Source organism: Mucilaginibacter psychrotolerans, assembly GCF_004519315.1.
GTDB lineage: Bacteria > Bacteroidota > Bacteroidia > Sphingobacteriales > Sphingobacteriaceae > Mucilaginibacter > Mucilaginibacter psychrotolerans.
In genome coordinates this window covers 21,551-32,643 of record NZ_SOZE01000050.1, presented here as the reverse complement: position 1 = coordinate 32,643, position 11,093 = coordinate 21,551, and the positions used below count along the sequence as shown (strand labels likewise).

Here is an 11,093-nt window from a genome sequence, read left to right as displayed (position 1 = left end):
CGCAAAAATCAAGGCTTTCAGGGCTACTTCAAGAGGCGTTAGAGATACTACCTTTTTCCTCTTCAGACTTGCTAAAATCTATGCTTAATCTTTTCTTCCCCCCAACTTTTCTCCTTGATCCCTTACTTTGCCTGCAACTGTGGTTACGGTGAGCGGTGTTACAGCGCCGGTTGTTAATAAAGTTTTGTTGTCGGTACTAATTTCAGCCTATGACGGCGATAACAAGGCCTTTTCCTTTGTACAAGCTGAAAGTAAACAGCCAATTAAAATTGTGTAAAAGGTGGCGTAACTGATTTTCATAGCGGGTTGATTTAATTTACACTAAGGTATTTTAAATACAACCGGGCTTTAGCAGATTGATTAAACTGCCCTTAAAATGTATAACGGCGGTTGGGTTTACGGCACATTGATACAATTGCTAATGTCAGATTAGAGACGTGATTGTTAACACTAGAAAAAAACGAGCTAGCAATACTGATTTTTCAAATTAATGGCGTTGTTAGAAGTTAAAAAAGTACATGTTATGTCTCGTTTAAATAACCGCGTAATGCAACGCGATCAATTATTCGTGTAAGTTTTATAATTGTAATCGGTTAGTACTTCTTTGTATTGATTGAGTATGTGATCAGGGAAATTATCACGTTTTTTCAATGTGTTTAAGAAATCTGAAGCCTCAGCGAAACAGCCTTTTTCAAAGTTTAACTGCGCTTTTTTTCCGTACCTAAGGGTTAAGCTTACATCTTTGTTCATCATGATAGCGCTGAAGGCTTTTAAAGCTACGATTAATCTTTTCATCTAATTGAATATAGGTACAGTTTTATACGTTTTAACGCCAACGATTGTTACCAAATAAAATAAAAAATTTATCAAACAAAGGGTAAAAAACAGGAAAAAACGATTATTAGTCCGAATAACCCGTATAAGTTAAGCCAATAAGCACTTTTTAAGTTAATTTTAGCTATGATATCCGCGACTGACAATTAGCAACGATTTTGGACAAATTATGTATACAGGCGTACAACATAAATCACAAGCAATTTTATTTCGTGCATATTTAATAATTTTACTGGTAGAAAACATAAAGAACTAAAGGGTTAATATGGATAAGCACCATGGAAAGATTATAGAATACACGCTAAGAAAGAATGATTATAACATAAGCGACCTCGCCAAATCTATGAATGTTAACCGTCGGACGTTATATAATTGGTTCACTCATGAGAAAATCAAAAAGGATATTGTTTTTCGCATCGGCTGTATCATACGCCATGATTTCTCACAGCAATTTCCCGAGATGTTCTCCAGTGATGACTTTAACATCATCAACCAGCCAAAACACAAGCAGCTGTTAGGCGAAGAAGGAAATTTTTGGAGAAATAAATATATGACGCTTTTAAACGAGTACAATAGAATTGCTGATCGCCATTTAAAAATTGTTTGAAAACCAGGATGTAGGATTTGCTATGTGCTATTGTATTTACACCATTATGTGGTATAAATAAAAAAATTTGAACCTACATCAGGAGTTTTTCAACGAATTACTTTGTATTGATCTACACCTTATCGGGCATTTAAATACAAAGTAATTCTTTCTCCGTCTACAATAACGAAAGAAAACCTATCAAATGGTTTAATATATGTTTATTCATTTACAAAAATATGCATATGGAAAAACACAACGGACAAATTGTAGAATACCTGGTAAGGAAAAATGCGTACAGCATTACGGACCTTGCTGCCGAATTAGATGTAAACAGGCGATCTATATATAATTATTTTCAAAATCAGTTTTTGAAAAGCGACGTCATCTTTAAAATCGGAAAAGTTATACGGCACGATTTTTCTAAAGAGTTTCCAGAATTTTTTTCCGCTGACGACTTTGCCCCGAATTATAAACAGGCGAATCATACCGTATTAAAAGCAATTTCAAGCGACAATTTAGTTGGTGAAGAAATTTGGAAAAACAAATATCTAGCTCTTTTAGAAATTTACAATGAAGCGCTGTTAAAACGTATTCATAAACAGGAGAACACTAAGCAGGAAAGTAGCGCTATTCTGGCTAACTGAATGATTAAAGTTTACAATCATCCGGTACAAATTTTGTTAGCTGATTATCTATAGTTGGTATAATTTTATAATTATAAAAATCTGAAGTAAGTTCCTATCTTCGCTCATATTTCCCCAATGAATGAGCGAATTATCAAGTAACTTGCGCCTCCAGTTAGCACAGTTAAACAATTTTTTAATTGAGAATTATCTTTCAAAACTAGAGTCGCAAGGTTCTGAAAAAGATCCGTACGCCTATTTGTTTAATTCTTTTTTGCAGCTAAGTCAACATCTGGCAGCAATTGGATCAACCATCGGCAGTTTGGGTAATTTGCCGGAGGGTAGCCTACTACCATTGAAAGAAGCGATAACCAAGGCTGTTGATGTGGTATATCTAATAGAAAAAGCAAATGGCATCGATGAGCTCACATCGTATATTGAAGGTATCAATACGGCTATTTTATTAAACTCCATCAAAAACATTTCGGCTTACGGTAAACAATTCGGTATTGTTCAGGCCGAAATAGACGCGGAAATTAAAGAATTAAAGCAAGATAATAGTGCATACTTTAACATCGACGGTACCTTAAAATTCGAAAGCTACGAGTTCCACTTTGACGAAGCAATTGCGTACCTTAGCCATTATGCGGCAGTATCACGCGTAAAAAATGCCTTTAAAAAAATAGCTGATACTTATCAATACTTCTCCTCGATGATTTCTGTTACCAGTGTGGCGGATACTAATTACACGGGCAACAAAGCTTTTATCGGTAATTTACTGAATACGCTTACTGTGTTGTTAATAGCACTAAGTTATGTTGAACCTTTTTTTCAAAAATCAACCGAAATTACTCAGATCTTTGAACGTCACATTATAGATATCACCTCAACACAAACATCGCTGCTTAACGAATTATTATAGCAGCCATCTATTCTGTTCCTATTTGTTTTAATATGATCTCTACCCGGCGGTTTTTCTGCCTGCCTTTGCTGGTTTTATTATTAGCTATAGGAATTGTGCTGCCAAAAGCCGTAGTTACTATTCGTTCTTCGGAAACGCCTTTATTTAGTAAATATGCCTTTATCCCATTCGCACGGGCCTCAGACATTTTCCAATTGCCCACATATGAACCAATAGCATCTGCATGACCGCGTAAAGCTATAGCGTACCTATTTTGTGTGAGAAATTGTGCAAGTTGATTAAGTTGTATAGCATCTGCCGATGGTAAATTTGCCTTGCAAAACGCAAACTCAATATTTTTGGTGAGCGCAGCTATCGAAAACTTGTTTTCAACTGTTATCTTCGCTGTAGGAGTGTTTATTATCGTAGGGTAAACGTTAAGCACCTGCAAATGCGAGAGTACCGCTATTGCAAAAATGCTTATAGATTTAATTTCCATAGTGCTAATTATTTGACGATAAGCTAGCATAAAAAGAGCCAAATTAATGCTAAAACCACGGTTGTATACTACCATGTGTAATATCACCTTTTTTGCCCTCCCATAATTAACTCACAGGTGGTGGGTAGTAAAGTACATTTTTCAAGTTATACAACTTAGGGCACAAGCAACCATTATAGTAAATAGCTGAGCAGAAATCGTGTAATTTCATGTTAACTAAAACCATTAATATGAAAAACGCTACATCATTGCTGCTCATCGCTGGCTGTGTGGTTGCCTCCTGTACAAAAGAAGTGTCGTCCCCGCCAAGCAAGCAAAGTAATGCCGATGAATTGGCTATAAGCAAACCAGCTATTGATGCGGTGGCTGCCCCTTATACCATACGAACCATCGCCGGGGTCTTCGAACCTTCGCGGTCTGAACCCTACCTGGTAAATGGCCCAGGGCCAAAAGCTAAATTTTGGAAACCCCACGGCATTACTGTTGATGGAGATGGCAGCATTTATGTTGCGGACTTCCTTAACAGTGCAATAAGAAAAATTACGGTGCAAAACAATGTATACACTGAAGCACTATCTTATAACCAGGACACTGGTGGAGGGCTCCTACCCGAGGCGGTAGGCATTTCGCCGGGAGGCACACTTTATATTGTTTCTACAGGATATGGCATTCGCATTTATAATAAGGAGAAAGGCATTGATGTTTACGACCGTATTACAAACAGCGATTCTAACCTGGATCTGGAGAAAGACAGTAAAGGTGTTATGTGGTTTGTAGGTTACAATAGCATTGGCAGAATTACCGGCACTACCATTCAACGGAACGTAGTGAATTTCTCATCATTACTTGCGCCAAATGAATCATTAAGAGGGATAGGAACCGGCCCTAACGGCGTTAAATACGTGAGTACGGCTACCCAACTATTTAAGGTTACAAATGAAGGTAAAATTATAAAACTCTTTCCAAATGAGAAGTTCACTTTCATAAGCGGAATAGCGGTTACCAAAGACGGCAACACCATTTATATCGCCGAAAGTAATGCTGTAAAAAAGATAGTGGGAAACACAATTACTACAATCACTGGTCCCCTCCCGATGGCAGACGGCAGAGACGGCGTTGGTGCGGCTGCAGATGTTGTCGCCGCAAATGTGGCCCTATCCAATAGCGAAACGGCTTTGTTCGTTTCAGATACACGTAATACTATTCGCAAGATAACGCTCTTTTAAACAACAATGTAAAAAGGACCCGTTTATGAAAACGGCCGTACAATTATAATTTGCACGGCCGTTTAATTTATATTCAGAAGTGTGCTACGCTGCCAAACAATTACTAATGGTTTTGATTAATTTCTTTATCTCAAACGGTTTGCTCAGCAAAGCGTCGAAGCCAAAAGTACCGAAAGACATGGCAAAATCCTGATAGGCGGTTAATAACACCACCTTGATGTGCGATGTATCTTTATGGCTTTTTATAACACTGCAAATTTTGCCGCCGTTCATTCCCCAAAGCAAGTAATCAGTAAGTATCAAATCGGGGTGGTGTTGTTCTACCAGTTGCAAAATATGGTCAGATCGCTCTAAGCCGACCACTTCGAAATGTTGATCTTCCAGTATTGTTTTTAATACCTCAAGGGTTTCCTGATCATCCTCAATAATCAATATTTTCTTCTTTGCCTTATTCATATTATCTCAGCATAATTGTCATGTAAAACACTACCGACCACAGATTTTCTCTATAGTTTAACCGAAGGCACTAATTTAAGTAGCATATCACCTTCTTTGCCTTTTTGCCATTCATAATTCAATTGCCCTTTAACTGTTGAAATTAAACGAAATAAATTTGCGAAATTATAAAATCTCCATTTTGCTTCTATAACGTAAAATATTTCTCACATGTTTCACATTGAGCTTTTGTCAACTGATTTTGGCTCTGACATTATCGCGGTAAGTGTTTATCAACAGTAATTCTATACTAAAAACGTTACTTCGTTCGTAAAAATCGCGAGCTTGAATATATATACACGTGAACACGCAGTCTCCCCTTGCCTTTTAATTCCTGGTGACGACATGCAATGCATATTGTTGCTACTGAGCAACAATTAACAGGTATTTTTTACAGCGCCAATTTGTTAACCGTTTTGTTTGTTGTAGTAAAATAAATATACTTTTCGCTATTGGATAAGGTTATCCCCGCAACTTGTTGCCCGTTCAATACTGTTATAATATTCTTTGGATATTTAGCATCGTTACTAATCATCCTTATGTTTCCGTTGTCTACTACGTAAATTCTATAGCCGTCTCCACTGGCTGCGATACTAGTAATATTTGTGAACGAAAAACCAGGGAAAATTGCCGCAGACACGCCTGATTTTGTGTACTTAAACATTTTATTTGAAGTAGCTAAATATTTCACACCATTATTGCTGGTGCATATTGCTTTAAAATCCTGTGTCCCCTGTACCGTTAAGACGATTGGAACCTGATCGCCGCCTAAGGGAATGGTTTGGAATAACGCTGATTTGCCGGTATACCAAAAAGTTTTACCAGAAGGGTCTCTATCAATGCCACAAAAAATATCAGCGGAATTTTCACTGTAAAAGGAATTAGGCCCGTTTACAAGCCACAATTCGTGGCCTTTTTTATCTGCTGGGGCTATTTTTTGAATATGCTCTTTGTTGCACGACCACACACATGCAAGTAAAAACGAAAAATAAAGGATAAGCGCCCTTTTTCATCTTAGGCTGCAGTGAAAATTGTTCTTACGCGTTCCGACGTAATTGGCTTGGTAATAAAGTCCTCAACTAAAGGGTAAGTTTGCGATTTGATAATATCATTCACATAAACAGACGATGATAAAACAAAAATATGAACGGTTTTGTCGCGGAAAATCTTTAATCGGTCAAACTCGTCAAGAATTTGCCATCCGTCCATATCCGGCATATTAATATCCAGGAAAATATAGTCGGGCATTAATGGCAATTGCATTTTAGTCAATCTCATTAACCTATCAATTGCGGTTTGGCCATCGTTTAAAGTTTCGATAACCGTATCCTTCACTATATTACTAATGATCTTTTTACAAATAAAGCTATCAAGGTCTCTATCATCTATCACCCATATGATTGGTCTTGACGCTGTCATGGTATTTAAATTTGAGTAAATCAAATTTACTTTTATGACACTGTAATACGATAGTGATTTTTTTTCTGTCCCAAAAATGTCCGATTATACACTTTTGGTTAATAACATTTTAGACCAAATATGCCCTTACTGCTACTGCCGCATCTTCGGTGTATGGAAATGGTTTTGTAAAGCCTGGACGACATTAAAATATAAATACAGCAGGTACAATAAATTGCGTGGATATTGATCCGGGTATAATTTGCACAGTCATAAAAAACAAATCAGGATATTGTCCCCAGAAAAAACAGGATGAATTGGCTAATTAAAATCACCAATTAGGCAAAAATGATTTATAAGTGTAGTGCGTTTTTAAAATATGCGCTTATCTAATAAGTAAACATCTTTATCGACGAATGACCTATTTAAACAAGTTTGAGAGAAAGGTTTTTGATAATAGCTTGTCCTCCCAAATATCGTAATGAGTTTTCCATTTAATAATTCCGTAAGAAGATTCCTGAACGCTTTTATAAGGCTCATCAAAAAGTTCATATACCATGGCCACTTTTACATTCGGATTAGCCCTGCATTTAGCGGTAAACCTATTAACAAACTCATCCTGATCAATTTCATTAGTTAGGCTGGTGGCTTTATACCTGTAGTTGTACTCTGTAAACCAAATGGGCTTATCAGGAAATAGCGAAGTAAGTGTTTGGGTAATATCTGTAATGAAATATGGAGCTTTTGGTGCAGCATTTTCCATATCAGAATACCAATTATAAGCTATTCTATCGAATTTAATGCCGTAATCGACGCACATCTGCAAAAAACCAAAATGCAGCCATCCTGCACCTACTAGTGTTTTAGCATCCGGGTCGTTTGCTTTGATCCCCTCGTCCATTCCCTTTAAATAAGCGGCTGCAGCCTTAAATTTTACAGGGTCGTAATGCTCGGGTTTCATACCGGTTTTGTTTTTATAGATCAGAGGAAGCTCTTCATCATTCCCCAAATTGTAAAAAACAAAATACTTGCCGTACTTAGCAGCAAATCGGCCACCTAAATCCTTACCCATTTTATAATTTTCCGCTTCTGATTTGTTGTAGTCAAGCGTACGCAAGTATAACATCGGCAATATTTTCACTCCTGCGGCATCTGCCGCTTTTTGCAATGCATTCAAATGCACAGACGAAGAAGCGCTACCATCGGCTTTGGTTTGTACGTTTATGCGATAATAGGACATGCCGCGCTCTTTAATCATGGCAATTTGCTTAGCCCATGGCACTTTTAAATACGGTGCGTCGCCCAGATGGCCATTAATTCCCAATTTTAATATACTACTATTGCTTGTTATCTCAGCAACTGAAGATTTGGATGCCATCAATAGGTCGGACCGTAAAGCTATTTTAGGAGATAAACCCTCTTCATTCGGCTGCACATCAACTTCTTTTTTACACGCCGAGAGGAATAAAATTACGGAGAATCCGAAGAGGAACTGATTTTTTAAGTAAGTTTTAAGCGCCATAGTTTTAATTAATAGTCATCAAAGTAAGTATTTAATTACAACTTTTACGATGAAAATGGAAATTTGGTTACCAATTTCGCAACGTTTCGCACATTTTATCCATCTTTTTTAAACTAATAAGTAAAAAACGATAAAACATTGCTAATTTTTCTGGAGTTAAAACAATTTAAAAAAATCAAAACACCTCTTAACTTGATTGAAGTTTCTGAATTTGTAATTAGAATGCCTACAGCGGTCACGCAGGTTATTATTACTCCACTTTATACATAATGAGCACACATTATCCTGGCCAGATTACCGTGTATCATAATATCGCTAATATTACAAGATAGAAGCTGAATATGGCCACCACTAATGAACCTACTATTAACTGTTTTAAGGAACAGATTGAACCCACTGCTAAAACAGATAAAGCGCTCATCAAGTCTGGTGTAATTTGGACAGCACTACAAATGATTGTTAATCAATCATTTGCATTTATTGTAAAACTTATCTTAATTAAGCTGCTTCTGCCGTCGCAATTTGGCCTGGTAGGAATGGCAACTGTTTTTACAGGTTTGGTACAAGTTATCAATGATATTGGCGTTGGAGCCGCCCTTGTTCAGCGTAGAGAAGCTAACCTAACAGAAACACATTACCACACAGCGTTTTGGACAGGAGTTGCCTGGTCGATAGCGCTTTATGTGATCATAGCTGTGGGCGTAGGCCCTATAGCTGCCAGTTTTTATAACCAACCGTACTTAAAGTTTATAGTCCCTGTGATAAGCATTGGTATATTATTCAGCCCGGTTAATCTTGTACATAAAGCTCAGCTTACCCGGCAAATGAATTTTAAAAAAATTGCCATCGTAGATAATACATCTAACATCATTGCGGGCTGTATAGCCATTATACTGGCACTAAGCGGTGCAGGTATTTGGGCTCTTGTTTTTAATGCAATTGCAACCGTGGTTATAGCCATGCCGCTTTATTACAACGCTACCAAATGGCTACCAAAATTCCAATGGGGGAAACAAGCTTTTAAGGATATTTTCGGTTTTGGGATATATACCGCAGGTGCCAATGTATTTACGTACTGCTATAACAATGTAGATTACTTGCTGATAGGTAAGCTACTTGGCGCATCAACCTTGGGTACATACACATTTGCCTTTGTAATTACGGATACATTCAGAAGCAGAATTATGGCCGTCATTAACAATGTTATGTATCCTATTTACGGTAAAAAGCAAAGCGAGCCGGTTGCACTCAAACGCTACTATCTTAAAGTTGTACAAATCAACTGCCTGCTGATATTCCCGATCATGCTATTCCTGGTATTACTGGGCGCACCATTTGTGTTCTATATATTTGGTGCAAAATGGCAAGGAGCAATCGTTCCGTTGCAAATTCTATCGGTTTCCGTAATGTTTCAAATGATTGTAAGCGGGAATACAGCGCTTATCAGAGGGCTTGGTAAACCGCAGTTGGATATGAAATTACAGATCCTTAAAGCCGCCATATTTGTACCTACCCTTGCTTATGCAACCATATACTATGGAATTTTAGGTGCATCTGTAGCTATATTATTCAACAAATTCCTATTGATTGTTATAGCTCAATTCACCTTTAACTTCTTACTACCAGTTAAAATATCCAGCGCCGAGTTGCTAAAAGCTTTATACCCATGCCTGGTAGCGTCTGCCGCAGCCATAGTCACCTATTTAATTGGCGATCTATTGGGTTTGCATTTCGTGTTTTTAGGCTTGCTGTTGTTTGCGGCCTATGGCACAGTTGTATGGTTTATGATAGGGCACGAACTCAAACTTCTGCTAAAAAAGGCTTCGTAGGTACATTAATAACTCATTTTACAATTATGATAATAGAATTACGCGGTGTTGAATTTGTGAATAAAGGTGCAGAACTAATGATGCAGGCCATCATCAAAAAGATACGCGAAAAATTTCCTGAGGCAATTCTGACCATGCAGATAGGTGCTAAAACGCCCAAAGCCAAATTACTGCAAAATGGTATCAAAATAAAGTTCAGTAGCAACAGATCAAATAGAATAGGCGCGTTTATACCTGGCTTAATTCGCCGTATAGCAGGTTATTACCTCGAAAGCGAAGTTAATATCGTGTTGGATGGATCAGGGTTTGCCTTCGGCGATCAGTGGGGCGCTACCTATGCCAGCCGCCGACTAGGTTCCAAAATAAGTAAATGGCATAATGAAGGAAAAAAGGTAATTCTGCTGCCGCAGGCTTTTGGCCCGTTTAATGCTGCAGAACTTAAAATGGTGATGAAAAAGATTATTTTGAACGCTGATCTTTTGTTTGCGCGTGAAGAAGAATCGTACCGGCATTTGCAGAACATAGCTACATTTCAGAACATTAAACAATCGCCCGATTTTACAAATCTAATAAATGGCAAAGTGCCCGAGGGTTTTGATTCTGAGACATATCAGGTTGCCATTATACCAAATTATAAGATAGTTGAAAGCAAGAGCGCAAACCAGGATGTATACATCAGTTTTTTAAAACACGCTATCGATAAAACAATTGCCATTGGTTTGAAACCGTATTTTCTTATTCATGAAGGCGTAAAAGATCACCAGGTAGCAAAAGATGTTAACAGCTTTTTAACCCAGCCGTTAGACATCATAGTGATGGAAGATCCCCTCGAAATAAAAGGCATTATCTCTACTGCTAAATTCATCGTTTGTTCCCGCTTCCACGGCGTGGTAAGCGCGCTAAGTCAAGGCGTGCCATGCGTTACCACAAGCTGGTCGCATAAGTATGTAATGCTATTAAAAGAGTATGATTTTCACGAGGGGTTAGTACAAGATCTCATAAATTATGAAACCTTGAATACGCTACTATTTAATTTGGCACAACCATCTTATCGATACCAGCTATGTGAAAAGCTCCTGCAAAAGAGCAAAGTTCAAAAAGAGAAATCAGCCCAAATGTGGGATGAGGTTTTCAATGTAATAAACAATTATAAAAAACACAGGTAAACTCAAAAACC

12 protein-coding genes are annotated in these 11,093 nt (G+C 37.6%); 6 read left to right on the top strand and 6 right to left on the bottom strand.

Features of this window, described 5'->3' with window-relative positions; translation table 11 throughout:
• Positions 1-558 precede the first annotated feature (558 nt).
• Entirely contained in the window at positions 559-795 is a 237-nt protein-coding gene (locus E2R66_RS26780) for a hypothetical protein (RefSeq protein WP_133236640.1), read from the bottom strand.
• A gap of 304 nt (positions 796-1,099) precedes the next feature.
• Between E2R66_RS26780 and E2R66_RS26775 the strand changes: the two genes are divergently transcribed.
• The 3 genes from E2R66_RS26775 (at position 1,100) to E2R66_RS26765 (ending at position 2,968) form a co-directional block, all read left to right on the top strand.
• On the top strand, positions 1,100-1,441 hold the full coding sequence (locus tag E2R66_RS26775; protein WP_133236642.1) for a hypothetical protein: 342 nt from the start codon (positions 1,100-1,102) through the stop codon (positions 1,439-1,441).
• A 224-nt stretch (positions 1,442-1,665) separates the two neighbouring features.
• Complete coding sequence (locus tag E2R66_RS26770) at positions 1,666-2,067, top strand: hypothetical protein (RefSeq protein ID WP_133236644.1); 402 nt, start codon at positions 1,666-1,668, stop codon at positions 2,065-2,067.
• A gap of 121 nt (positions 2,068-2,188) precedes the next feature.
• On the top strand, positions 2,189-2,968 hold the full coding sequence (locus E2R66_RS26765) for a hypothetical protein (RefSeq protein WP_133236646.1): 780 nt from the start codon (positions 2,189-2,191) through the stop codon (positions 2,966-2,968).
• 7 nt (positions 2,969-2,975) lie between these two features.
• Here E2R66_RS26765 and E2R66_RS26760 read toward each other — a convergent pair whose 3' ends face one another.
• Positions 2,976-3,521 carry an OmpA family protein gene (locus E2R66_RS26760; protein ID WP_133236648.1) on the bottom strand — a complete coding sequence of 182 codons (546 nt, stop codon included), beginning with the start codon at positions 3,519-3,521 and terminating at the stop codon, positions 2,976-2,978.
• Positions 3,522-3,676: 155 nt separating this feature from the next.
• Between E2R66_RS26760 and E2R66_RS26755 the strand changes: the two genes are divergently transcribed.
• On the top strand, positions 3,677-4,672 hold the full coding sequence (locus E2R66_RS26755; RefSeq protein WP_158288519.1) for an NHL repeat-containing protein: 996 nt from the start codon (positions 3,677-3,679) through the stop codon (positions 4,670-4,672).
• Between the two features lie 84 nt (positions 4,673-4,756).
• Here the strand turns inward: E2R66_RS26755 and E2R66_RS26750 are convergent, their stop codons facing one another.
• The 4 genes from E2R66_RS26750 to E2R66_RS26735 all read right to left on the bottom strand — a co-directional run bounded on the left by E2R66_RS26750 (position 4,757) and on the right by E2R66_RS26735 (position 8,087).
• Complete coding sequence (locus tag E2R66_RS26750) at positions 4,757-5,128, bottom strand: response regulator (protein WP_133236652.1); 372 nt, start codon at positions 5,126-5,128, stop codon at positions 4,757-4,759.
• Between the two features lie 430 nt (positions 5,129-5,558).
• A complete protein-coding gene (locus E2R66_RS26745) occupies positions 5,559-6,134 on the bottom strand; it encodes a hypothetical protein (protein ID WP_133236654.1) in 576 nt (191 codons plus the stop codon).
• 47 nt (positions 6,135-6,181) lie between these two features.
• Complete coding sequence (locus E2R66_RS26740; RefSeq protein WP_133236656.1) at positions 6,182-6,586, bottom strand: response regulator; 405 nt, start codon at positions 6,584-6,586, stop codon at positions 6,182-6,184.
• 400 nt (positions 6,587-6,986) lie between these two features.
• On the bottom strand, positions 6,987-8,087 hold the full coding sequence (locus E2R66_RS26735) for a glycosyl hydrolase (protein WP_133236658.1): 1,101 nt from the start codon (positions 8,085-8,087) through the stop codon (positions 6,987-6,989).
• A gap of 341 nt (positions 8,088-8,428) precedes the next feature.
• On the opposite strand from E2R66_RS26735, the gene E2R66_RS26730 reads away from it, so the two are divergent.
• Both E2R66_RS26730 and E2R66_RS26725 read left to right on the top strand, forming a co-directional pair.
• A complete protein-coding gene (locus E2R66_RS26730; RefSeq protein ID WP_133236660.1) occupies positions 8,429-9,916 on the top strand; it encodes a lipopolysaccharide biosynthesis protein in 1,488 nt (495 codons plus the stop codon).
• A 26-nt stretch (positions 9,917-9,942) separates the two neighbouring features.
• Positions 9,943-11,082: a polysaccharide pyruvyl transferase family protein gene (locus tag E2R66_RS26725; protein WP_158288518.1), complete on the top strand. Its 1,140-nt coding sequence runs from the start codon at positions 9,943-9,945 to the stop codon at positions 11,080-11,082.
• The last annotated feature ends 11 nt before the right edge of the window (positions 11,083-11,093 follow it).

What these genes read in the sequence shown, in the direction of transcription:
- E2R66_RS26775 (WP_133236642.1), top strand. Translation starts at nt 1,100, where the DNA reads ATGGATAAGCACCATGGAAAGATTATAGAATACACGCTAAGAAAGAAT.
- E2R66_RS26735 (WP_133236658.1), bottom strand. Translation starts at nt 8,087, where the DNA reads ATGGCGCTTAAAACTTACTTAAAAAATCAGTTCCTCTTCGGATTCTCC.
- E2R66_RS26750 (WP_133236652.1), bottom strand. Translation starts at nt 5,128, where the DNA reads ATGAATAAGGCAAAGAAGAAAATATTGATTATTGAGGATGATCAGGAA.
- E2R66_RS26740 (WP_133236656.1), bottom strand. Translation starts at nt 6,586, where the DNA reads ATGACAGCGTCAAGACCAATCATATGGGTGATAGATGATAGAGACCTT.
- E2R66_RS26730 (WP_133236660.1), top strand. Translation starts at nt 8,429, where the DNA reads ATGGCCACCACTAATGAACCTACTATTAACTGTTTTAAGGAACAGATT.
- E2R66_RS26725 (WP_158288518.1), top strand. Translation starts at nt 9,943, where the DNA reads ATGATAATAGAATTACGCGGTGTTGAATTTGTGAATAAAGGTGCAGAA.
- E2R66_RS26755 (WP_158288519.1), top strand. Translation starts at nt 3,677, where the DNA reads ATGAAAAACGCTACATCATTGCTGCTCATCGCTGGCTGTGTGGTTGCC.
- E2R66_RS26765 (WP_133236646.1), top strand. Translation starts at nt 2,189, where the DNA reads ATGAGCGAATTATCAAGTAACTTGCGCCTCCAGTTAGCACAGTTAAAC.
- E2R66_RS26760 (WP_133236648.1), bottom strand. Translation starts at nt 3,521, where the DNA reads ATGGTAGTATACAACCGTGGTTTTAGCATTAATTTGGCTCTTTTTATG.
- E2R66_RS26770 (WP_133236644.1), top strand. Translation starts at nt 1,666, where the DNA reads ATGGAAAAACACAACGGACAAATTGTAGAATACCTGGTAAGGAAAAAT.
- E2R66_RS26780 (WP_133236640.1), bottom strand. Translation starts at nt 795, where the DNA reads ATGAAAAGATTAATCGTAGCTTTAAAAGCCTTCAGCGCTATCATGATG.